This is a genomic window from Amycolatopsis sp. NPDC001319, assembly GCF_042896185.1.
GTDB lineage: Bacteria > Actinomycetota > Actinomycetes > Mycobacteriales > Pseudonocardiaceae > Amycolatopsis.
Genome location: NZ_JBIAWY010000001.1, coordinates 727,438 through 748,267, shown reverse-complemented (window position 1 = coordinate 748,267; position 20,830 = coordinate 727,438). Strand labels below are relative to the sequence as shown.

Genomic DNA, 20,830 nt, shown 5'->3' with positions numbered 1-20,830 from the left:
TCACGCGAAACACCCGGCACCGCGGAACTCGGCACCCGTCAGCGGCCGGTCGACCGGCAGCACCACCTCGTCGACGGCGAACTCCCGCCGCCGCGCGTCGGTCACCACCACGGATCTCTCCGGCGCCGGTCTGCCGAACTCTGCGCAGCCGGCCGCCATCACGTCCGGTTCGCCCGGAACGTCCGTGGTCTGCCAGCAGGTCGCGAACTCGGCCGCCAATCGCACGGTACCTCGCCCGGTTCCGGCCACGGTGATCGGTAAACCGCCGAGCACGTCACGCACCTCCTCGGCCAGCCGCGCGAACGCCGTGACCGAGCCGAACGCGCCGTCGTCGTCATCGGCCGGCCGCAGCCCGAGCGTGAACCGCCCACCGCTTAGGTACTGCACCGTCCGCGCACCCGCCAGCACGTGCTCGGGGCGGCCGGGCGGGACGAAACAGCAGATGCGGGAGGATTCCGTCGCCACCGCGAGCGCCGCGCACAGGCCGAGGTCGCCCTCGACGTAGAAGGTCGAGCAGCCGTGCCCGTCCAGTTCGCGCCAGGTGCGGCGCGCAGCCTCGACGGGCACGCCCGACAGGCGCAGCCACGCGGCGGTTTTCATCGGCCGAGCTCGCGCGCGGCGGCCTCCACCGCGTCGACGATGCCGACGTACCCCGTGCAGCGGCAGATGTTGCCCGACATCTCCTCGCGGATGCGCTCGCGGTCCGGCGCCGGTTCCCGGTCCAGCAGGTCGAGCGCGGTCATCAGCATGCCGGGTGTGCAGAATCCACATTGGAGCCCGTGCTTGCCGCAGAAGGCCTCCTGCAACGGGTGCAGCGTGCCGTCGTCGGCCGCGAGGCCCTCGATGGTGCTGACGGAGCACCCGTCGGCCTGTACGGCCAGCATCAGGCACGCGCGCACCGGCTCGCCGTCGACCAGCACGGTGCACGCGCCACACACGCCGTGTTCACACCCCAGGTGCGTGCCGGTCAGGCCGAGGTCCTCGCGCAACGCGTCGGCGAGCGTCCGGCGTGGTTCGACGTCGACGTCGTGGCGCGTGCCGTTGACGGTGAATTCGGCTTTCATGCGGCGGCTCGCTTCCCGTGGGGCGTCAGGGCGCGGCGGACGAACTCTGCCGTCATCGCCCGCCGGTAGTCGGCCGACGCGTGGATGTCGCTCTGCGGCTGGGTTTCCGCCGCGGCGGCGGCCGCGACCGCGTCGAGGTCCGCGCCGTCGTTGAGCAGCCGCTCGGCTTCCGCGGGCCGCAGCGGCACCCCGCCGACGCCGCCGATCGCCAGCCGCCACCGGCCCGCGACCTCCGCGGCGACTACGAGCACGAGGCCGAAGTCGCCGTGCCGCCGGGAGAACTCCGCGAACCCCCACCGCGACGGCACCGGCAGGTCGATCGCGGTGATCATCTCGTCGTCCGCGAGCGTGGTTTCCAGTGGCCCGGCGAAGAAGTCTGTGGCCACCTCGGAGCGCTGCCCGCCGGGCCCGGCGATGTGGACGGTCGCCTCCAGCGCCGCGGCCACCACCGGCAGCTCGGCCGACGGGTCGGCGTGTGCGATGCTGCCGCCGCTCGTCCCGCGCGAGCGGATCGCCGTGTGGCCGATCCAGCGCGCGGCCTCGGCCAGCAGCGGGTGGTGCGGCTGCTCCAGCAGGCGCGCGTGCCGCACCAGGGCGCCGAGCCGCACGCCGTCGTCGGTCGGCATGATCGTGGCCAGGCCGGGGATCCGGTTGACGTCCACGAGCACCCGAGGGCGGGCCATGCGCAGCGCGAGCACCGGCATCAGGCTCTGCCCGCCGGCGAGGAGCTTGCCGTCCCCGTCGGCGTCGGCGAGCGTCCGCACGGCCTCGTCGACGCTGCGCGCCCGGACGTAGTCGAACGGGGCGGGTTTCACGTCGGCACCTCCTTCGGCCAGCTGTCCTCGAACTCGGTGTCCAAAGTGGTCTCCCAGGGGCCTTCGAACAACGTGTCCAGAGCCAGCTTCGAATACCGCAACGAAGACCGTGAGAATCCGGCGATCTCGCGCGCCCACTCGAACGCCGCGTCGAGGTCGCCGAGCCGGTCGACGAGCCCCCGAGCGTGGGCGAGCGAAGCGTCGAGCCGGTCGCAGCCCAGCAGCATCGCGCGCGCCGCACCGCCGCCGGCCAGCAGCGCGAGGCGCCGGACCGTCCACGGGTCGACGACCAGCCCATTGCGCGCGGTCGGCACCGCGAACACCGCGGACGGTGCGGCCACCCGCAGGTCGCAGGCGATCGCGAGCTGGGTGCCCGCGCCGATGGCCGGGCCGTTGACAGCCGCGAGCACCGGCACGGGCAGCGCCGTGATGCTGTGCAGGGCGGCGTACAGCGCGGTGCGGAAACCGTCGCCGTGCACGCCACGCAGATCGGCTCCGGCACAGAAGCTCGTGCCCCGGCCGGTGATCACCAGCGCGTGCACGCGAGGACCGACGTCCTCAACGGCGGCACGCAGGTCGTCGAGGTGCTCGACGTCGAGTGCGTTGCGCCGCTCGTGCCGGTCGATCGCGACGACGCCGACGTCGTCGCGGACCTCGGAGGTGATCATCGCAGCGCCTCCCAGATCGCGGCCGGTGTCAGCGGCAGGTGCGTGACCTGCACGCCCAGCGCGTCGGTGATCGCCCCCGCGAGCACCGCGTTCGGGCCGAGCGTGCCGCCTTCGCCGACCCCGCGGACACCGAGCGGGTTGTCCGCGGGGTGCGACAGGTGGCCGATCACGAGCTCCGGCACCTCGGCGCTCGTGGGCATCAGGTAGTCCATCAGCGTGCCCGTGGAGAGGTTGCCGCCCTCGTCGTAGATGAGGTGCTCGTACAGCGCGCCGCCGATGCCCTGCGCGATCGAGCCGGCGATCTGGCCTTCGACGACCTGCGGGTTGATCACCGTGCCGGCGTCCTCCACGCACACGTACTTGAGGATCTTCAACGCGCCCGTCGCCCGGTCCACCTCGACGACCGCCGCCTGCGCCCCGGCCGCGAACGCGCCGCGGATCGGGTCGTAGAACTGCGTGGCCTCGAGGCCGGGCTCGATGCCCTGCGGAAGCCGGTTGGACTCCAGGTAGGCAACGCGTGCCAGCTCCGCCAGGGTGCCCAGCGGCTTGGCCTCTCCGGCGACGCGCACGTCACCGTCCACGAGGCTGAGATCGTCCACATTGGCCTCGTACAGCTCGGCCGCGAGCCGCAGGATCTTCTCCCGCACGGTGACCGCCGACCGGTGGGCCGCGCCGCCGCCGATCACGGCTTGGCGTGAGGAGAACGCGCCGAAGCCCCACAGCGATTCGTTCGTGTCGCCGATCCGCACCTCGACGTCCGCATAGGACACCCCGACCGTGTCCGCGACGATCTGCGCCACGGTCGTCTCCAGGCCCTGCCCCTGCGACGTCACGCCGGACAGCACGGTGACCCGGCCGTCGGGGTTGACGCGCACGGTGCACGCGTCGTGGCCGGTGCGGAACGGCATCCGCGGCCCGGCCGCGGCCGCGCGCCCGAGACCGGTGAGCTCGTTGTAACAGGCGAGCCCGAGGCCGATCGGGTTCTCACCCTCTTCGCGCCGGCGCCGCTGCTCCGCCCGGAACTCGTCGTAGCCGATCGACTCGACGGCCTTCTCCAGGCATTCCCCGTACCAGCCGGAGTCGTCGACCAGCCGCGACGGCATGCGGTACGGGATCTCCTCCGGCGTGATCAAGTTCCGCCGCCGGATGTCCAAAGCGGACAGTCCGAGCTCGGCCGCCGCCGCGTCGAGCACCGTCTCCATCGCGAACACGCTCGCCGGCCGTGCCACCCCGCGGTAGGGCCCGGACGGTGCGGTGTTCGTCGCGACGCCCCGCACGGTGCAGCGGTAGTGCTGCAGCCGGTACGGCCCGGACAGCAGCCCGCCGGCCATCAGCGGTTCGATCCCGGCCGTCCACGGGTAAACCGAGTACGCGCCGACGTTGCAGGTCACGTCCGCGTCGAGCGCCACCAGCTCGCCGTCGGCCGTGAACCCGGCCTTCACGACGTAGCGGTGGTCGCGCGCGTGCGTGGCCGCGAGCAGGTGCTCGGCGCGGTCCTCGACCCACTTCACGGGCGTGCCGCGCAGCTGGCGCGCGATCACGCACAGCGCGACGTCCTCCGGGTACACCACGGCTTTCACGCCGAAGCCGCCGCCGACGTCCGGCGCGATCACCCGCACGTTGCCCTCGGAAATGCCGAGCAGCTCCGCGATCATGTTGCGCGCGATGTGGGGAACCTGCGTGCCCGACCACAACGTGAGCTTGTCGTCGGCCGGGTCCCACAGCGCGACCCCCGCTCGGCACTCCATGGGGTTGCCGGCGTGACGGTTGGTGATCAGCTCGCGTTCGACCACAAGGTGGGCCCCGGCCAGCGCGTCGGGCACCTCGCCGGTGTCGAAGGTGCGCTCCAGCAGCACGTTGTCCGGCGCTTCGGCGTGCAGCGGCTCTGTCGGCGGCAGCCATGCCGTGACGTTCACGGGCAGCGGCTCGTAGTCGACGTCGATCAGCTCCAGCGCGTCTTCGGCGCGGTAGCGGTCGGCGGCGACGACGGCGGCCACGGGCTCACCCGAGAACCGCACCTTGTCCCGCGCCAGCAACGGCTGTTCGGTCTCCACATAGGACGGAAGAGCCGACAGCGCCCGCAGCGGCACGGTCGCGAACTCCGGCTGGTCGCCGGTGAACACGTCGGCCCGCTCGCGCGCGGCCGACGCGTCCAGGCGGGTGATCCGCGCGTGGCCGAACGGGCTGCGCAGGAACGCGACGTGCCGCATCCGGGGCAGCTGCAGATCGGAGACGTACCGCCCGCGCCCGGTGATCAGCCGCACGTCTTCCTTGCGGCGCACGACCTTTCCGATGGCGCCGGCCGGCTTCTCCTCCATGGTCGTCACGGCATCGTGTAGCCGCCGTTGACCGACACGATCTGTCCCGTGGTCCAGGACGAGAGCGGGGAGGCCAGCAGCAGCACGGTCGGGGTGACGTCCTCGGCCCGGCCGAGGCGGCGCAGCGGGTAGGCGGACAGGATCTTCTTCATCTTGGCGTCGTCGGCGTGTCCGGTGTGGTCGTCCAGACTGGACGTCTGCACGAGCGCGATCGAGACGGCGTTCGCTCGGATGCCGTGGCGCGCCAGCTCCTTCGCGAGCGACTTGGTCAGGCCCACCGTGGTCGAGCGCGTGGTGGCGGTGACGAGCAGCCGGGACTCGCCGACGCGGCCGGAGTCGCCCATGAGGTTCACGATCGCGCCGCCGCCGGCCTCGACCATCTTCTTGGCCACGGCCTGCGTGATCCGCAGCGTGCCCTCCACCGTCACGCCGATCTGCGGCGCCCAGTCCTCTTCGGTGGTTTCGAGGAACGGCTTGCTCTGCGTGGCGGCCGCGTTGTTGACCAGCACGTCGATCGAGCCGAGCTGTGTCGCGACGTCGTCGATCGCGGTGCGCACGGAGTCGGCGTCGCGCAGGTTCGCGCCGACCGCGATGGCCTTCACGCCGAGCGCGGCCGCCTCCTTCGCCGCCGCTTCGGCACCGTCGGCCGAGGTGTTGTAGTGGAAGGCGACGTTGGCGCCCTCTTGGGCGAAGGCCATGCCGAGCGCGCGGCCGAGCCCCTGGCCCGCGCCGGTGACCAGCACGTTCTTGCCGTTGAGCTTGAGGTCCACGAGGTCCCCTTTCAGATGAACTCGAACCGGCGCTCGCCGGCGACGGTCACCACCCGGCCGAAGCGCAGGCCCGGGAAGTGCGCGGCGGCGACCGCGTCGGAGCTGTCGGTGAGCTCGTCGATCAGCCCGGCACGCACCTGGCGGGCCGCCGTGCGGTCGACGTCGAAGATCGCTTCCCACGTCGGGTCGGTCAGCTCCACTGTGGAGTGTGCGACGTCGCCGAGCAGCAGCGCGCGCTCGCCTTCGCTGGACACCACGAAGATCGTGGAGCCGGGCGTGTGGCCGGGCACGTGCCGCGAGTCGAGGCCGGGCGCGAGCGTGGTGTCCGAGGTGAATGGCTCCAGCCGCTCGGCCAGCGGCGACAGCTTGCGCACCGCGCCGGGTTCGGCGTCCGGGCTCTCGACGAAGTGCGCCCAGTCGTCGGCGTGCACGCGGTAGGTCGCGTTCGGGAACACGACCTGGCCCTTCTTGGTGGCCCAGCCGACGTGGTCGAAGTGCAGGTGCGTGAACACGACGTCGGTCACGTCGTCGGGAGCGACGCCGTGTTCACGCAGGCTTTCGAGGAACTGCCCGCCGTGGTACTTGTCGTTGTCGATCGTGCCGACGCCGGCGTCGACCAGCACCACGCGGTCGCCCGTGCGCAGCAGGAACCCGCCGAGCGTGAGGTCGAGGTCGCCACGTTCGTCGAGCAGGTGCTCGTGGCAGGCCCACGCGTCGGCGTCGCCCGGGCGGGTCAGGACCTCGCGGCCCGGCTCGCGCCCGTAGCCGTCGTAGACCGGTTCGATCCTCAGTGCCCCGACATTCATGACGGCACCACCAGCGTCCGCACGCCCTGTCCGGCGGCCATGGCGGTCAAGGCGTCCTCGATGTCCGCGAGCCCGCCGTGGCCGGTCACCATCGCGGCCAGGTCCAGGCGGCCGGCGCGGACGTCGTCGAAGTACCGCGGCAGGTCGTGGGCCGCGTCGAGTGAGCCGGCGACGCAGCCGACGAGGGTGCGGGCGAAGTGGAACAGCTCCAGCGCGCTGAACGACACCTGGTCGTCCTTGCCCCCGACGCCGACCACGCACGCCGTGCCGCCGCGGCGGGTCATGCCCCACGCGTCGCGGATCGTGCGGGCGGAGCCGACGCAGTCGAACGCGTAGTCCACGCCCTCGCCGCCGGTCAGCGCGCGCACGGCCTTCTTCGTCGTGTCGTCGGCCGGCACGAAGTGGTCCGCGCCGAGCTTGGTCGCGTACGCCGCCTTGGCGACGTTGCGGTCCACGGCGATCACGGTGCTCGCCCCGGCGAGTTTCGCGCCCTGGATGGCCGCCAGGCCGACCCCGCCGAGGCCCACGACCAGCACCGACGAACCCGGCGTGACCTGCGCGGTCTTCGTGACGGCTCCGACGCCGGTGGTCACCGCGCAGCCGAGCAGCGCGGCGTCGGCCGAGCTGATGTCCTCGGGCACCTTCACCGCGGCCGCCGCCGGAACGACGGTCTGCTCGGCGAACGAGCCGACCGTGAGCCCGGCGTAGACCGGGTTGCCGTCGGCGTCCTGGGCGTACGGCTCGGCACCGCGTGCGGACCCGTTCACGCACAGGTGGGCTTCGTCGCGTCCACAGTGGACGCAATCGCCGCACGGCGTGATCCACAGCAGGATCACGCGGTCGCCGACGCTGAGGTCCGCGACCTCCGCGCCGGCTTCCAGCACCGTGCCGCACGCCTCGTGGCCGAGCACGGCCGGCAGCTGCTGCGCGAGCACGCCGCGGGCCAGCGACAGATCCGAGTGGCAGACGCCGGTCGCGTCGATGCGGACCCGCACGTCGCCGGGCCCGACGTCGCGCAGGCGGATGCGTTCCACGGTCATCGGCGCGCCGGTTTCCCGCAGCACCAACGCGTTGACTTCGGTCACAGCTGCACCGCCTTGATCTCCAGCACGTCTTCGATCCCGTAGTCGCCGATCTCGCGCCCGACGCCCGAGGCCTTGTAGCCGCCGAACGGCGCACGCGGGTTGAACGGCGCGGCGTTGACGTCGACCTGGCCGGTGCGGATGCGCGCGGCGTGGTCGAGGGCGTGGTCCGGGTCCCCGGTCCACAGTGCACCGCCGAGCCCATAGCGCGAGTTGTTGGCGATGGAGATGGCCTCGTCGTCCGACTCCGCGGCGAGGATCGCCAGCACGGGGCCGAAGACCTCTTCCTGCGCGAGCCGGGAGTCCGGGTCGACTCCGCTGTAGACAGTCGGCTGGACGTAGTACCCGCGTTCCGGCAGCTCCGCCGGACCGGTGATCGCCCGGGCCTCGTCCGTGCGGAAGCTCTCGACTTCCTTGCGCTGCCCGGCCGAGATCAGCGGCCCGAGCCGCTCGCCCGGCACGTATTTCGCCGACGCGGCGGCCGCGAGCTCTTCGACCTGCTGCAACCGGTCGGCCGGCACGATCAGGCGCGAGAGCGCGGTGCACGTCTGGCCGCCGTTGAGGTAGCAGTTGGCCACGGTGACCTTCACGGCCTTGGCGAGCAGTGCGTCGTCCACATCGGACAGCACGACGCTGGCGGACTTCCCACCCAGCTCCAGCGTGACACCCTTGATCGTCTCCGCCGCGGCCGCCGCGACCTGCGCACCGACCGGCGTGGACCCGGTGAACGACACGTGGTCCACGCTCGCGCTGCGCGTCAGCTGGTCGCCGACGTCGCGCCCGCTGCCCGTGACCAGGTTGATCGTGCCGGCGGGGAAGCCCGCGGCGTCGAAGGCGCGCATCAGTTCGAACGCGGTGAGCGGCGTGAGCGCGGCGGGCTTCAGCACCACGGTGCAGCCGGCGGCCAGCGCGGGCGCGACCTTGACGATGATCTGGTGCAGCGGCAGGTTCCACGGCGTGATCGCGGCGACCACACCCACCGGCTCGCGCAGGATCACGGAGTTGCCGAGCTCGCGGCGGAACTCGAACTCGTCCAGCGCGTCGGCCGTGCGGGCGAGCACCGCCAGCGGGGTGTCGACGTGCAGCTTCCGTGCCACCGGCGGCGGTGAGCCCTGTTCGAGCGTGATGAGCTCGGCGAACCGGTCGGCGCGCTCGGTGATCACGTCGTGCAGGCGGCGCAGCGCGGCGGCGCGCTCGGTGGCGGGGGTGGTGGCCCAGCCGTCGAACGCCGCGTTCGCCGAGGCCACCGCGAGGTTGACCACGGCGGACGAGGCCTGCGTGACGACGCCCGCCGGTTCCTCGGTCGCCGGGTTCTCGACCTCGCAGTCGTCGCCGCCACCGGCGATCCACCGGCCACCGACGTACAGGTGGGGCTCGCGCACCAGGTCACTCATTCGGTCCCCTTTCCCTTGCGCGCCACCAGGATCACCAGCAGGGCCAGCACCAGGGCCACAGCCGCGACGGGCAGCGCGCGCTTCGCGATGGTGCCGCCGACGCTCGCCATCACGTCGAGCGGCTCGACGTCGTCGAGGTTCACGGCCTTGCCGTTGATGGGCTGGACGTTGGCCGGCTTGCCGGCGACTTCCGCCTCCAGCCGCTGCACGAACTGCCCGAGCAGCTTGCCGGTGACGTCGGCGATCACGCCGCGGCCGAACTGCGCGACCCGTCCCGACAAGGCAAGGTCCGTGCGCACGTCCACTTTGGTCCCACTGCCCTGCGCGGTGAGGGTCGCGGTCACGGTGGCGGCCGCGTTGCCCTGGCCGCCGACGTCCTTGCCCTCGGCCCGCAGCACCGCTCGGTGGGCGCTGTCGTCCTTCTCGACGAAGCGCGCCGTCCCTTGGTACTTCGCGGAAACGGGGCCCACCTTGATCTTCACCGCGCCCTGGTACACGCCGTCTTCGACGCCGAGCAGCGCCGCACCGGGCATGCACGGCGCCACGCGTTCGAGGTCCGTCAGCACTCGCCAGGCGTCGTCGACCGGGAGGTCGACGGTGAAGGTGTTGGAGAGGTCCACGCACACCACCTTACTAATTAACGTTAGTTTGTAGAGTACGAGCACGGCCGCTCCCGGTCAACCCGGGGCGGCGCGCGTCACGCGTCGATCAGGCGTTCCTGCAGGCGGAAGCGCATGATCTTGCCCGAGCCGGTGCGGGGGATCGCGTCGATCTCGACGATCCGCTCGGGCACTTTGAAGTGCGAAAGCTCCTCCCGGCACGCGGCCAGCAGCGCCGGCTCGTCGAGCTTGCCCGGCCGCTCGGGCACGACGAACGCGACGGGCACCTCGCCCAGGTCGGCGTGCTTGCGCGCGACCACGGCCGCATCGGCCACCCCGGGCACCTTCAGCAGCACCGCCTCCACCTCGGCGGGGTAGATGTTCTCCCCGCCGCGGATGATGAGTTCCTTGGTGCGCCCCGAAATCGTGAGGAACCCGTTGGCGTCGCGCCGCCCGAGGTCACCCGTGCGGTACCAGCCGAGCCGCAGCACCTCGGCGCTCGCCTCGGCGCGGTTGTGGTAGCCCTGCATGATGTTCGGGCCGCTGACCCACAGCTCGCCCTCGTCGCCGACACCCACGTCCTCGCCGGTCACCGGGTCGACCAGCCGCACGCCGACACCGGGCAGCGGCAGCCCGCACGAGCCCAGCACGCGGCCGCCGCCCGGCGTGTTCATGGTGACCATTGTGGACGTTTCGGTAATGCCGTAGCCCTCCAGCAGCTGCACCCCGAACTCCTGCTCGAACTCGGCGTTGAGCGCGGCCGGCATGATCGCGCCCGCGGACACGCACATCCTGAGCGTGGTGCTGTGGAAGCCTTTCCCGCGCGCACCGTGGAGCAGGTACTGGAACATCGTGGGCACGCCGGGCATGAACGTGAAGGGCTCCTCGGTCAACAGCTCCAGCACCCGCGACGTCGTGAACCGCGGCAGAATCCGTTCCGTGGCACCGACGGCGAAAACGCCGAGCACGCACAGGTCCAGTGCGTAGGAGTGGAACAGCGGCAGCGGGCAGAGCACCCGGTCGGCCGGTGTCAGCCCGACGATCGGCGCCCAGCACGCGGCGACCACCCACAGGCAGCTGCGCTGCGTCAGCAGCACACCCTTGGGCCGGCCGGTGGTGCCGGACGTGTAGAGCATCCACGCGACGTCGTCCAGCCCGAGGTCGTCGCGGGGCGAGCTCTTCGGTTCCGTGGTCGCGAACTTCTCGTACGACCGGGCGTCCGGCGGGACGGCCCCGTCGGTGACGAGCAGGACCAGCGTGTCGACGCCGCGCGCCGCCACCATCGTGCGGACGTGGTCGAGGTGCGCGTCGTCCGTGATCACCACGCGGGCGGCGCTGTCGCCCAGCTGGTAGGCCACCTCAGCCGGCGCCGCGTTCGGGTTCGCGCACACCCCGACCGCGCCCAGCCGGGTCGTCAGCAAGTACGACTCGGCCGTCTCCACGCTGTTGTCCAGGTAGATCAGCACGCGATCGCCGTGCACCACACCCTCGTCCACGAGGTTCCCCGCGAGCCGCCGCGTGCGTTCCGCCAGGTCCGCGTAGGTGACCGACCGGCGGTCGTCGTAGAACGCGACCTTCCCGCCGAAGCGCGCCGCGTGCCCGACCAGCAGCTGGGGGATGGGACGGATCAACTCGACTCTGAGCATCGGCATCTCCACCACGATATTAACTAATGATAGTTAGTTGCTGGAGTGTAGAGAGCGGCCGGAGCCGAGGCAAGGTGTGTTCGCTACGCCAAACCGGCGACGCGCAGCGCGTACTCGCTGTACTTCGCCGCGACTTCTTCGGCCGTGAGGGGGCCGTCTTCGCGGAACCAGCGGGCGATACTCACGCACATCTCGAGAATCCCGAACGCGGCGAGCGTCGCCGACTCCCGGTCGGCGCCGCCCGCTTCCTCGATGAGGCTCCGGAACGCCTGCGCGTGGCGGCGGCGCAGCTCCAGCACATTGCTGCGCGCGGGCTCTTCGAGGCTGGCGATGTCACGGTTGACGACGAGAGCCTCACGGCGGTGGGTGGCGTGGCGCAACGCGTACACGCGCGTCGCGTTCCGCAGCCGCTCGGCGACGTCGTCGACACCCTCGACCGCTTCCTCGTAGTCGGCCCAGACCTGCTCGGTGGTGTCGGCGACGATGTCGCGCAGCAGGTCCTGCTTGGCGCGCATGTGGTTGTACAGGCTGGGCGTGCGGATCTTGAGCTCCGCCGCGATCTGACTGAGGGCCGTGCCGTGGTAGCCGCGCTCGGCGAACAGCGTGAGGGCGGCGTCCCGGACCGCGGCCGGGCTCACCGTCGTCTTCGCTTCGGACTTGCCGACCGCCCCTGGAGCCATGGGTCCATGATTCCAGCTCCCCGAAGCGGCGAGCGCAGTCACCCGACCGGGACCGGAACCAACTTCGCGAACCGGACACTTGTCTTACTTACGAGCGTTAGCTAGCCTCTGTCCACTTTGAAAGGAGCAGTCCATGCCGACTCCCTCCCCCTCCTCTTTGGACACCGAGTTTGCGCAGGTCGAAGCCACGCCCGCGTTCCAGACGCTCGTCCGGTCGCGGCGCCGGTTCGTGGCCGTCGCGCTCACGGCCGGCCTCGGCTGGTTCGCGCTGTTCCTCGTGCTCGTCGCGTGGCTGCCGGGCTCGCTGGGCTCGTCGGTGTTCCGCGGCTTGACGCTCGCGTACGCGCTCGGCTTGAGCCAATTCGCGCTGGTCGGGGTCATCACGTGGGCCTACCTGCGCCGCTCGGCCCGGGTGTTCGACCCGCTCGAGACGGCCGCGCTCGGCCGTACCGCGGTGGTGGCCCGGTGAACGCCGTGCGGCTCACCGCGTTCGCGGTGCTGATCGTGGTGACGCTGGTGGTCACGTTCTTCGCGGCCCGCCGGACCAGCACGACCACCGAATACCTGGCCGCGGGCCGCGGGATTTCCGCGGCGCAGAACGGCTTCGCGGTGGCGGGCGACCTGATGTCCGCCGCGACCTTCCTCGGGTTCACCGGGCTGATCTTCCTCAGCGGCTTCGACGGCTGGGTGCTGGCGATCGCCGCGGCCGTCGCGTTCCTGCTCGTACTGCTGCTCTTCGCCGAGCGCATGCGCAACGCGGGCCAGTTCACCGTCGCCGATGTGCTGTCGTACCGGCTGCGCGCGCGGCCCGTGCGCGCGATGACGGCGTCGGCGAACCTGTTCATCGTCACCATCTACCTGATCGCGCAGCTGGTGGGCGCCGGTGTGCTGATCCGGGCACTGACGGGCCTCGCGTTCACGCTGGCGGTGATCATCACGGGCGCCGCGATGCTCCTGTACGTGGTGTTCGGCGGCATGCTCGCCACGACCTGGGTGCAGATCATCAAGGCCGCGCTGCTGATGGCGGCCGGGCTGGCCCTCGCGGTCGGGGTGCTGAGCCAGGTCGGCTGGAACCCGATCAGCCTGTTCGACCGCGCCGCCGCGGCACACCCGCTCGGCGACGCGTACCTCGCGCCCGGCGGTTCGCACCGCACCCCGCTGAACACCGTCGCCGCGGCGGTCGCGTTCGTGATCGGGACGGCGGCGCTGCCGCACATCCTGATCCGCTTCTTCACCGTGCCCGACGCGAAGACGGCCCGGGCGTCGGTGGGCTGGGCGATCGGGCTGATCGGCACGTTCTTCGTGCTCACGTCGATCATCGGCTACGGCGCTCGCGCGCTGCTCGGGTCCGCGGGCGAGAAGCCGGCCGGGCCGGGGGCGAACCTGGCGGCGCCGCTGCTCGCGCAGCACCTCGGCGGCGGGCCGGACGCGTTCGGCGGCCAGGTGTTCATGGCGTTCGTCGGCGCGGTCGCGTTCGCGACGATCCTGGCGGTCGTCGCCGGGCTGGTGCTGTCGGCGTCGGGTTCGGCTTCGCACGACCTGTGGTCGAACGTGATCCGGCGCGGCGACGCGACCGAGCGGGAGCAGAAGCTCGTGGCGCGGCTGTCGTCCGCCGTGATCGGCGCGATCGCGGTGGCGGTGACGCTGCTGGCGGGGCCGAACTTCAACGTCGCGTTCCTCGTGGGGCTCGCGTTGTCCGTCGCGGCGAGCGCGAACTTCCCGGCGCTCGTGCTGGCGTTGTCGTGGCGCGGGTTCACCACGTGGGGCGCGTTGGCCGGCATCGCGAGCGGGCTGGTGAGCTCGGTGGTGCTGATCGTGCTGAGCCCCGCCGTGTGGCCGGGCGGGGCGGCGCACGCGCCGTTCCCGTTGGACTACCCGACGCTCGTGTCGATCCCGCTGGGCTTCCTCGGCTGTGTTGTCGGGTCGAAGCTGAGCCGGGCGCGCGAGGACGACACGAAGTTCACCGAGCTGCGCGTGCGGGCGGCGACGGGCCTCGGCGCGGAGTGATCAGGCCGCGGCCGCGCGGCGCAGGGAGCCGTAGGTGCTGCCGAAAGCGCGGTTTTCGATGGCGACGTCGACCGCGTCGAGCAGGGCCTGGCGCAGGCCGGGGCGGGTCAGGTCGGCCGCGTCGATGCCGAGGCGGACCAGTCCGCCTCGGCGGGCGGCGCGGGCCGACGCCAGCACGAGGGCGAAGCAGCGGACCGTTTCGGTGCGGTGTGACTGGCTCGTGAACTCCTGCACGCGCGCCCGCCGCACCTCGCCCGTCACGAGGTCACGGACGGAACCCGCGTCGGCGCAGAGCGTGAAACCGTGTTCCCGCAACGCTTGCAGCGTGCCCTGCGAAGCGAGCCAGCGGGGCGGCGCGAAACCGTCGACGGCGACGCCGGTGGTGTCGAGCGCGGCCTTCGCGGCGATCAGGCGCAGGCGCGCCTCGTGCGCGGGCAGCGCGGCGAATTCCGCGCGGCGGCCGAGCTGGACGGTGCGGTGCGTCGGCGTGATGCGGTGGTCGTAGCCGTGCAGCAGCACCGAGTCGCCCGCGGCGGCGCGCGTGCGCACCCACGCGGTCACGGGACCGTCCTCGGTCCGCGCGACGTGCAGGATCGACAGCGGCACCCGCCGCCGCTCCAGCTCCGACGCGAGGTCGGCGCAGCGGTGCAGCGTGCGCGGGGTGGCCCCGGACAGCGATACCAGCAGGCGAGCATCCACGTGTCCCATTGCGCCTCAGCCCGGTGGCGCGTGCCTGACAACGCCGTGAACTGCACAGAAAGGACACATGAGAGTTACGCAGTGTCAGGCTTTGGTGGCCTCCACCAACCGGCTCACGGCCATCGCGATCCGGCCGCGGAGGTCAGGGTCGGTGATCACGCCACCGGACGCGGTGTGGCGCGGGATCGGGATGCGCGCACAGGCGTCTTCGATGATGCGCGCGCCGGCGTAGGTGAGGACTTTGCGCAGGGACTCGTGGGCGTCCGCGCCGCCGGTCGGGGCCGCCACGGACGACGCGTTGATCCACGACACGGGCTTGCCGTAGATCTCGCCGCCGCCGACGGTCCAGTCCAGCAGGTTCTTGAACGACCCCGGCAGGCCGCCCGCGTACTCCGGCGTGCAGATCAGCACGCCATCGGCCGCCCCGACCTCCGCGCGCAACGCCACCACGGCCGGGTGCAGGGGATCTTGGTCGTCGTCGGGGTTGAAGTGCGGAAGGTCGCCGAGGCCCGCGTAGACCTTGGACTCGGTGAACCCCGCAGCGGTCCCGATCACCGCCGCGTTCACCGAACCGCCCCGCAGACTGCCACAGATGAGCAGGATCACGGGCGCCAGTCTGCCAGTGAAAGTCGAGTCGGCTGCCTGTTTTCTGCCTCACTCATGAAGCGATCACACCGCGGACAAGCCCTCGCCCTTCCGGCGGGGCCTCCCCGTCCCAGCTTATCGACGCCGGCGCCCGAAAACGGCGCGTACAGGACCTGTGGACAAGTGCGGCTCGGGTGGATAGGTGTGGACAAGTCTGAGGACGGAGTTGCCAGAGGTCGGGCGAACCGCGAGGAACGTCGAGTCACCACCAGGCGATCTCCGGCCCTCCCCTGCGCTCGCCCTGCCTCCGTCGCCGGACGGCGAGCGGCCGGGCTGTTGGGGCCGAGCGGTAAACCCGGCCCAGGCGGTCGCGCCGATCGCCACGAGCAAAGACGGCGTGAGGTGCTCTCCGGGAAGTACTGCGTAACAGTCAGTTGGTGTTGTCGCTTCCCGCCGGCTCCTCACTCTCGATCAGCCGGCGGGCGAAGCGATCACGACCAGACGATCTCCAACACCTTCCCCTGCGCGCGTCCCGCTTCGGCGGAGGGGCGGCGCGTCGCCGGGTCGAGGGGGTTCTGGCCGATGGCCGCGAGGGAGGCCTCGTCGGGTTCCACGACGGCAACGGCAGCACCGCCGGCGCGCAGCGAGGCCACGACGTCCGCGAAGGGCTTTTCCGTGGGGAACACGTCGGCCGAGCCCAGCGGCATGACCACGAGCACCCGGTCGTAGCCCGCGGCGTAGTCGGCGTTGTCGGCGGAGCGCACTCCGCCGTCGACGTAGCGGTGGCCCTCGATCGAGACCGGCGGCCAGATGCCCGGCACGGCGCAGCTGGCGGCGACGGCGTCGACCAGCGGAACGCCCGAGTCGTTGCGGAAGACGCGGGGCTCGCCGGAGGCGGCGTCGACGGCCACGATCGCCAGCTCGCGGGTGGGCCACTCGTGCGAGGGCAGCCGCGCCTCGATCACCGAGCGGCGGCGGGACTCGGGCACCGTCGAGGCCGCCAGCGCGAACTCGCCGACCGCGCGCCGGACCTCGAGCACCGAGCCGGCCGACACGGCGGCGCCGAACTGCTCGCCGAACTTCTCCAGGTCCACCTCGACCGGGATCTCCGGGGACTGGCGCGCCGGGTCGGTCTGGCGGACGTACAGCTCGCCCAGGCTCAACCCGCTGCCGATCTGCGCGGCGACGGTCGAGCCCGCCGACGTGCCGACGATCAGGTCCGCCCCGCTGACGTCACGCCCCGCGTCGGCCAGGCCCGCCAGCAGGCCCGTCATCCACGCGATTCCGGCGACCCCGCCGCCGCCCAGTACCAAAGCCTCGCTCATGGCCCCCAGTCTGCCAGCGACCACCGACAGTTTCAGGCGCCCGGCCAGTCGGCCAGCGAAAGCCCGCTGATCCGCTCGTAGGCCTCGACGTACCGCGCGCGCGTGGCGGCCACGACGTCGTCCGGCAGCGGCGGCGGCTGGGTGTTCGACGCACGGTCCCAGCCGGACGGACCGGTGAGCCAGTCGCGCACGTACTGCTTGTCGAACGACGGCTGCGCGTGGCCGGGCTCGTAGCCCTCGGCCGGCCAGTAGCGCGACGAGTCGGGCGTGAGGACCTCGTCGGCGAGGACGAGCCGGCCCTCGGCGTCGAGGCCGAACTCGAACTTCGTGTCCGCCAGCAGGATGCCGCGCTCGGCCGCGAACTCGGCGCCGCGGCGGTAGATGGCGAGCGTCGCGTCGCGGACCTCGGTCGCGCGCGGAGCGCCGATCTGCGCGGCGACCGTTTCGAACGACACGTTCTCGTCGTGCTCGCCCAGCTCGGCCTTCGTGGCCGGCGTGAAGATCGGCTCGGGCAACCGCGCCGACTCGACCAGGCCGCCCGGCAGCTCGACGCCGCAGACCGAGCCGCTGCGCTGGTAGTCCGAGAAACCCGACCCGGTGAGGTACCCGCGCGCGACGGCCTCCACCGGCAGCATGTCCAGGCGCCGCACGAGCAGCGCCCGGCCGAGGACCTCGGCGGGGATGCGCGGGTCGTCCCAGGCCACGAGGTGGTTCGGGATGAGGTCGGCGAGCTGGGTGAACCAGAACACGCTCATCGCCGTGAGGACGCGGCCCTTGTCGGGGATGGGCGTGTCCAGCACGAAGTCGTACGCCGAGATGCGGTCGGACGTGACCAGCAACAGGTGGTCGTCCCCCACGGCGTAGAGCTCCCGGACCTTGCCGGCGGCGATCTTCGGGTATTCGGCGAGCGTCGTCACGGCTGCACCCTAACCCGAGGCCGTCGGAACCGAGGATGATGCAGGTCATGCGCTACCGCTGGATCTCGTTCACCACCGACTACGGCCTGCGCGACGGCTTCGTCGCGGCCTGCCACGGGGTGATCGCGCGCCTGGCGCCCGACGTCCGGGTGCTCGACGTGACGCACCTCGTGCCACCGCACCAGGTGCGCCCGGGCGCGGCGGTGCTGGCGCAGACCGTGCCCTCGCTGCCCGATGCCGTGCACCTGGCCGTGGTGGACCCCGGCGTGGGGACCACCCGGCGCGGACTGGTCGTCGTCACCCCCCGAGGTCCGCTGGTCGGGCCCGACAACGGGCTGCTCCTGCCCGCCGCGGCCGCCCTCGGCGGTGTGACCGAGGCCTACGAGATCGACGTGCCCGGCCCGGCGTCGGCGACCTTCCACGGCCGCGACGTGTTCGCCCCCGCCGCCGCGCGCATCGCGCTCGGGGCCGAACCCGCGAGCTTCGGGCCCGAGGTCGACGACCTGGTCCGGCTGCCGGAGCCGTTGATCGCCGCGTTCCCCGGGAAGCTCGTGTCGGACGTGCTGACGGTCGACCACTTCGGCAACGTCCAGCTCGCCGCCACCCCCGCCGACCTGGAGCTGACCGGGCTCGCCGGCGGCGTGACGGTCCACAGCGAACGCGTCGCGGTGTCCGCGACGATCGGGCGGACGTTCGGCGACGTGCCCCCGGGCGCGAACCTGGTTTTCACCGACTCCGCCGGCCACCTGGCGGTCGCCGTCAACGGCGGATCCGCTGCTGCCGTGCTGAATTTGGGCGCCGCCGAGGAATGCACGATCACCGCTTCCCCCGCCGGCTGAGCAGAACGCCGCCTTGTCAACGCCCGCACCGAGAGGCGAGTGTGGACGAAAAATGGGGAGGCACGAATGGCGGCGTTGGTTTCCCACGGCAACAAGGTCATTTCCGCGGGGTTCTTCCGCGACGACGAGCTCGATTTCGCGACGCGCGGGGTGCTCGGCCGAGCGGTGCGCGGGGCGAGTGAGGTCGGCGAGGTGCTGGCGACGATCGCCCGCGTCGGCCGGCAAGCGGACTGGGCGCGCGAATGGGAACGGACCGCGGCCCGTGTCCAGGAAGAAGCCCTGAAGGCGCGCGAAGCCGGGCACCTGGTCAGCGCCGGCTCCCACTACCTGCGCGCGGCGACGTACTGGGCCTGCGTCGTCGACGGACTGTCCACAGGGGACGACACGGCCGCGTTGACCGAAGCGTTCCGCCACCACCGGGAATGCTGGGAAGCCGTGGTCGACTGCTCCGACGGCGCCTTCCTCCGCGTCCCGGTTCCCTACGAAGGCACAGAGCTGCCCGGCTACCTCCTGCGCCCCGACGCCTCCGGCACCGCACGCCGGACGCTCGTCATCACCAACGGCAGCGACGGCGCCCTCAGCGACCTGTGGACCTCCGCCGCCGCCGGCGCGCTGGCCCGCGGCTGGAACGCCTTCCTCTACGACGGCCCCGGCCAGCAGTCGATGCTGTTCGAGAGCGAAACGTGTTTCCGCCACGACTGGGAAGCCGTGCTCACCCCGGTCGTCGACACGCTCGTCGACCGTCCAGACGTCGCCGAGCTCGCCGGCTACGGCATCAGCCAGGCCGGCTACTGGCTGCCCCGCGCGCTCGCGTTCGAGCACCGCCTGGCCGCCGCGGTGCTCGACCCGGGTGTGGTCGACGTGTCGGCGTCGTGGATGCACCCGCTGTCCAGGGGCATGCGGTCGGCGCTCGCGCACAGCGAGCGCGACGCGTTCAACCGCGACATGGGCCTCGCCGTCCGTCTGCCGGGCCTGCGCCGCACCCTGACGTTCCGGGCGCGGCCGTACTCGCACGAGGACTGGTACGACCTGTTCAAGGCCGTCGAGAAGTACCGGCTGGACGAGGAAACCGTCGCCGCCATCAGCACGCCCCTGCTCATCACCGACCCCGACGACGAGCAGTTCTGGCCCGGTCAGTCCAGCCGGCTCGCCGAGCTGGTGCGCGGGCGCGGCGGCCGCGCCGACCTGCTGCGGTTCACCGTCGAGGAGGGCGCCAACGAGCACGTGCAGCCGATGGGCCGGTTGCTCACCGAGAACCGGATGTTCGACTGGCTCGAAGAGCTGGTGCCACCACGGCCGGCGTGAAGCTGAACACGTCACCCGGATCCCAGACCTCCTTGAGCCGCGCGAGTTCCGTGGCCGTGGCCGGTTCGTAGCAGGACGACGCGTCGACGTGGCTCGTCGGCAGGAACGTCCTCAGTGGACCGCCCACGCTCCATTCCGAAACGGCGTCGTAGACGTGCGCCTGTGACCCGGGCGTGGTGCCGGGGTAGGCCGACGTGAACAGGTTCAGCCGCGCCGCGCGGTGCCCGACGGCGTTCGCGATCGCCGGCCGGTCGGCCAGCGCGCCGCCGAGGTGGCGCAGCTCCAGCATGAACGGTGCGTGCGGGTCCACGAGCGAGGGCACGACCTCCAGCGCGTCTTCGCCGGTCAGCGCGACGCTCTCGCTGTCGACCGGCATCGGGCCCACCGGATCCGCGTGGATCGAGCCGAGGTCGGTCAGCGGCATCGTTCTCACCGTGTCGAGGAACGGGCCCGCCGTGATCAGCGGCTCGACGAACCGCCGGCCGGCGTCCGCGGCGCCGAGGTAGGCCACGCGCAGGTGGCAGCAGAACCGGCCCCGCAGCGGCTCGGGCACGCCCGGCACGTCCGGGAAGGCGAGGAACGCGAGCGACAGGCTCAGCTCCCGCGGCGCCGTCGCCAGGCTCGACCGGAACCGCTCGATGACCACCGGCGCGCGCTCGGCGGTGAAGAACAGGCCGCCGCCGTAGAGCTCGGGCAGCGGCACCAGGCGGGTTTCCAGCGCCGTGACCGCGGCGAGGTTGCCACCGCCGCCGCGCAGGGCCCAGAACAGCTCGGGGTGCTGCTCGCCGGTGACGGTGAGCTCGCGGCCGTCGGCCGTCACGACCTCGAGGCGGCGCACGTGGTCGGCGGCGTACCCGTGGCGCCGGCCGAGCATCCCGAGGCCGCCGCCGAGGCTGTAGGAGACGAAGCCGACGCCGGGCGCGGACCCGACCGGTGCGGTCAGGCCGTGTGCGGCGGTGGCGGCGAGCACGTCGCCCGCGGTGGCGCCGGCCGAAACGCGCGCGACCTGCCGGCGCGGATCGACCTCGACGCGGTTCAGGCTCCGCGTGGTGACGAGCAGGCCGCCGCCCATCGAGCGGTGCGCGCCGTGGCCCGTCGCCTGCACGTCGACGGCCAGCCCGTGCTCCGCGGCGAAGCGCACGCCCGCGACCACGTCGGACTCGGCCCCGGCCGCCACCACCACCTCGGGCCGGTGGTCGAGCGCGCGGTCGAACCCGGCCCGTTCCCGGTCGTATCCCACGTCGCCCGGAAAATAGACGCCGCCCTTGACCCGCGCGGTGAGCTCCCCGGCTCCACCCATCTCGGCTTCCT

At 72.1% G+C, this 20,830-nt stretch carries 21 protein-coding genes; 4 read left to right on the top strand and 17 right to left on the bottom strand.

Annotated elements, in window-relative coordinates:
• The 12 genes from ACFY1H_RS03585 to ACFY1H_RS03530 all read right to left on the bottom strand — a co-directional run bounded on the left by ACFY1H_RS03585 (window position 1) and on the right by ACFY1H_RS03530 (window position 11,842).
• Window positions 1-600 (bottom strand): hypothetical protein, encoded by a 600-nt coding sequence (locus ACFY1H_RS03585; RefSeq protein WP_366580421.1) that lies wholly within the window; start codon window positions 598-600, stop codon window positions 1-3.
• Complete coding sequence (locus ACFY1H_RS03580) at window positions 597-1,064, bottom strand: (2Fe-2S)-binding protein (protein ID WP_366580420.1); 468 nt, start codon at window positions 1,062-1,064, stop codon at window positions 597-599. The genes ACFY1H_RS03585 and ACFY1H_RS03580 overlap by 4 nt, the downstream gene beginning before the upstream one ends.
• Window positions 1,061-1,879: an FAD binding domain-containing protein gene (locus tag ACFY1H_RS03575; protein WP_386944320.1), complete on the bottom strand. Its 819-nt coding sequence runs from the start codon at window positions 1,877-1,879 to the stop codon at window positions 1,061-1,063. Before ACFY1H_RS03575 ends, ACFY1H_RS03580 begins: the two co-directional genes overlap by 4 nt.
• On the bottom strand, window positions 1,876-2,547 hold the full coding sequence (locus ACFY1H_RS03570) for an enoyl-CoA hydratase (protein WP_386944318.1): 672 nt from the start codon (window positions 2,545-2,547) through the stop codon (window positions 1,876-1,878). Before ACFY1H_RS03570 ends, ACFY1H_RS03575 begins: the two co-directional genes overlap by 4 nt.
• A complete protein-coding gene (locus ACFY1H_RS03565; protein WP_386944316.1) occupies window positions 2,544-4,865 on the bottom strand; it encodes a xanthine dehydrogenase family protein molybdopterin-binding subunit in 2,322 nt (773 codons plus the stop codon). The genes ACFY1H_RS03570 and ACFY1H_RS03565 overlap by 4 nt, the downstream gene beginning before the upstream one ends.
• A gap of 5 nt (window positions 4,866-4,870) precedes the next feature.
• Window positions 4,871-5,635, bottom strand: coding sequence for an SDR family NAD(P)-dependent oxidoreductase (locus ACFY1H_RS03560; protein ID WP_386944314.1), 765 nt, complete (start codon window positions 5,633-5,635; stop codon window positions 4,871-4,873).
• A gap of 11 nt (window positions 5,636-5,646) precedes the next feature.
• Entirely contained in the window at window positions 5,647-6,441 is a 795-nt protein-coding gene (locus ACFY1H_RS03555; RefSeq protein ID WP_366580415.1) for an MBL fold metallo-hydrolase, read from the bottom strand.
• Entirely contained in the window at window positions 6,438-7,526 is a 1,089-nt protein-coding gene (locus ACFY1H_RS03550; protein WP_386944312.1) for a zinc-binding dehydrogenase, read from the bottom strand. The genes ACFY1H_RS03555 and ACFY1H_RS03550 overlap by 4 nt, the downstream gene beginning before the upstream one ends.
• Window positions 7,523-8,917, bottom strand: coding sequence for an aldehyde dehydrogenase family protein (locus ACFY1H_RS03545; RefSeq protein WP_386944310.1), 1,395 nt, complete (start codon window positions 8,915-8,917; stop codon window positions 7,523-7,525). The genes ACFY1H_RS03550 and ACFY1H_RS03545 overlap by 4 nt, the downstream gene beginning before the upstream one ends.
• Window positions 8,914-9,537 carry an SRPBCC family protein gene (locus ACFY1H_RS03540; RefSeq protein ID WP_386944308.1) on the bottom strand — a complete coding sequence of 208 codons (624 nt, stop codon included), beginning with the start codon at window positions 9,535-9,537 and terminating at the stop codon, window positions 8,914-8,916. Before ACFY1H_RS03540 ends, ACFY1H_RS03545 begins: the two co-directional genes overlap by 4 nt.
• A 77-nt stretch (window positions 9,538-9,614) precedes the next feature.
• Window positions 9,615-11,168, bottom strand: coding sequence for a class I adenylate-forming enzyme family protein (locus tag ACFY1H_RS03535; protein WP_366580408.1), 1,554 nt, complete (start codon window positions 11,166-11,168; stop codon window positions 9,615-9,617).
• A 77-nt stretch (window positions 11,169-11,245) separates the two neighbouring features.
• Window positions 11,246-11,842 carry a TetR/AcrR family transcriptional regulator gene (locus ACFY1H_RS03530; RefSeq protein ID WP_366580406.1) on the bottom strand — a complete coding sequence of 199 codons (597 nt, stop codon included), beginning with the start codon at window positions 11,840-11,842 and terminating at the stop codon, window positions 11,246-11,248.
• Between the two features lie 133 nt (window positions 11,843-11,975).
• On the opposite strand from ACFY1H_RS03530, the gene ACFY1H_RS03525 reads away from it, so the two are divergent.
• Window positions 11,976-12,311, top strand: coding sequence for a DUF485 domain-containing protein (locus ACFY1H_RS03525; RefSeq protein WP_386944306.1), 336 nt, complete (start codon window positions 11,976-11,978; stop codon window positions 12,309-12,311).
• Complete coding sequence (locus ACFY1H_RS03520) at window positions 12,308-13,849, top strand: cation acetate symporter (RefSeq protein WP_386944304.1); 1,542 nt, start codon at window positions 12,308-12,310, stop codon at window positions 13,847-13,849. Before ACFY1H_RS03525 ends, ACFY1H_RS03520 begins: the two co-directional genes overlap by 4 nt.
• On the opposite strand, the gene ACFY1H_RS03515 is transcribed toward ACFY1H_RS03520, so the two are convergent.
• The 4 genes from ACFY1H_RS03515 to ACFY1H_RS03500 all read right to left on the bottom strand — a co-directional run bounded on the left by ACFY1H_RS03515 (window position 13,850) and on the right by ACFY1H_RS03500 (window position 17,375).
• On the bottom strand, window positions 13,850-14,557 hold the full coding sequence (locus ACFY1H_RS03515) for a DUF2334 domain-containing protein (protein WP_386944303.1): 708 nt from the start codon (window positions 14,555-14,557) through the stop codon (window positions 13,850-13,852).
• Between the two features lie 75 nt (window positions 14,558-14,632).
• On the bottom strand, window positions 14,633-15,103 hold the full coding sequence (locus tag ACFY1H_RS03510; RefSeq protein WP_386944848.1) for an NADPH-dependent FMN reductase: 471 nt from the start codon (window positions 15,101-15,103) through the stop codon (window positions 14,633-14,635).
• A 521-nt stretch (window positions 15,104-15,624) separates the two neighbouring features.
• Complete coding sequence (locus ACFY1H_RS03505) at window positions 15,625-16,458, bottom strand: patatin-like phospholipase family protein (protein WP_386944301.1); 834 nt, start codon at window positions 16,456-16,458, stop codon at window positions 15,625-15,627.
• A gap of 32 nt (window positions 16,459-16,490) precedes the next feature.
• Window positions 16,491-17,375, bottom strand: coding sequence for a phosphoribosylaminoimidazolesuccinocarboxamide synthase (locus tag ACFY1H_RS03500; protein ID WP_366580397.1), 885 nt, complete (start codon window positions 17,373-17,375; stop codon window positions 16,491-16,493).
• A gap of 47 nt (window positions 17,376-17,422) precedes the next feature.
• On the opposite strand from ACFY1H_RS03500, the gene ACFY1H_RS03495 reads away from it, so the two are divergent.
• On the top strand, window positions 17,423-18,214 hold the full coding sequence (locus ACFY1H_RS03495) for an S-adenosyl-l-methionine hydroxide adenosyltransferase family protein (protein WP_386944299.1): 792 nt from the start codon (window positions 17,423-17,425) through the stop codon (window positions 18,212-18,214).
• Window positions 18,215-18,280: 66 nt separating this feature from the next.
• Entirely contained in the window at window positions 18,281-19,519 is a 1,239-nt protein-coding gene (locus ACFY1H_RS03490) for a hypothetical protein (protein WP_366580393.1), read from the top strand.
• Here the strand turns inward: ACFY1H_RS03490 and ACFY1H_RS03485 are convergent.
• Window positions 19,461-20,819 carry an FAD-binding oxidoreductase gene (locus ACFY1H_RS03485; RefSeq protein WP_386944297.1) on the bottom strand — a complete coding sequence of 453 codons (1,359 nt, stop codon included), beginning with the start codon at window positions 20,817-20,819 and terminating at the stop codon, window positions 19,461-19,463. The genes ACFY1H_RS03490 and ACFY1H_RS03485 overlap by 59 nt on opposite strands.
• Between the last annotated feature and the right edge of the window lie 11 nt (window positions 20,820-20,830).

What these genes read in the sequence shown, in the direction of transcription:
- ACFY1H_RS03585 (WP_366580421.1), bottom strand. Translation starts at nt 600, where the DNA reads ATGAAAACCGCCGCGTGGCTGCGCCTGTCGGGCGTGCCCGTCGAGGCT.
- ACFY1H_RS03580 (WP_366580420.1), bottom strand. Translation starts at nt 1,064, where the DNA reads ATGAAAGCCGAATTCACCGTCAACGGCACGCGCCACGACGTCGACGTC.
- ACFY1H_RS03570 (WP_386944318.1), bottom strand. Translation starts at nt 2,547, where the DNA reads ATGATCACCTCCGAGGTCCGCGACGACGTCGGCGTCGTCGCGATCGAC.
- ACFY1H_RS03565 (WP_386944316.1), bottom strand. Translation starts at nt 4,865, where the DNA reads ATGGAGGAGAAGCCGGCCGGCGCCATCGGAAAGGTCGTGCGCCGCAAG.
- ACFY1H_RS03555 (WP_366580415.1), bottom strand. Translation starts at nt 6,441, where the DNA reads ATGAATGTCGGGGCACTGAGGATCGAACCGGTCTACGACGGCTACGGG.
- ACFY1H_RS03545 (WP_386944310.1), bottom strand. Translation starts at nt 8,917, where the DNA reads ATGAGTGACCTGGTGCGCGAGCCCCACCTGTACGTCGGTGGCCGGTGG.
- ACFY1H_RS03535 (WP_366580408.1), bottom strand. Translation starts at nt 11,168, where the DNA reads ATGCCGATGCTCAGAGTCGAGTTGATCCGTCCCATCCCCCAGCTGCTG.
- ACFY1H_RS03530 (WP_366580406.1), bottom strand. Translation starts at nt 11,842, where the DNA reads ATGGCTCCAGGGGCGGTCGGCAAGTCCGAAGCGAAGACGACGGTGAGC.
- ACFY1H_RS03525 (WP_386944306.1), top strand. Translation starts at nt 11,976, where the DNA reads ATGCCGACTCCCTCCCCCTCCTCTTTGGACACCGAGTTTGCGCAGGTC.
- ACFY1H_RS03515 (WP_386944303.1), bottom strand. Translation starts at nt 14,557, where the DNA reads ATGGGACACGTGGATGCTCGCCTGCTGGTATCGCTGTCCGGGGCCACC.
- ACFY1H_RS03505 (WP_386944301.1), bottom strand. Translation starts at nt 16,458, where the DNA reads ATGAGCGAGGCTTTGGTACTGGGCGGCGGCGGGGTCGCCGGAATCGCG.
- ACFY1H_RS03495 (WP_386944299.1), top strand. Translation starts at nt 17,423, where the DNA reads ATGCGCTACCGCTGGATCTCGTTCACCACCGACTACGGCCTGCGCGAC.
- ACFY1H_RS03490 (WP_366580393.1), top strand. Translation starts at nt 18,281, where the DNA reads ATGGCGGCGTTGGTTTCCCACGGCAACAAGGTCATTTCCGCGGGGTTC.
- ACFY1H_RS03485 (WP_386944297.1), bottom strand. Translation starts at nt 20,819, where the DNA reads ATGGGTGGAGCCGGGGAGCTCACCGCGCGGGTCAAGGGCGGCGTCTAT.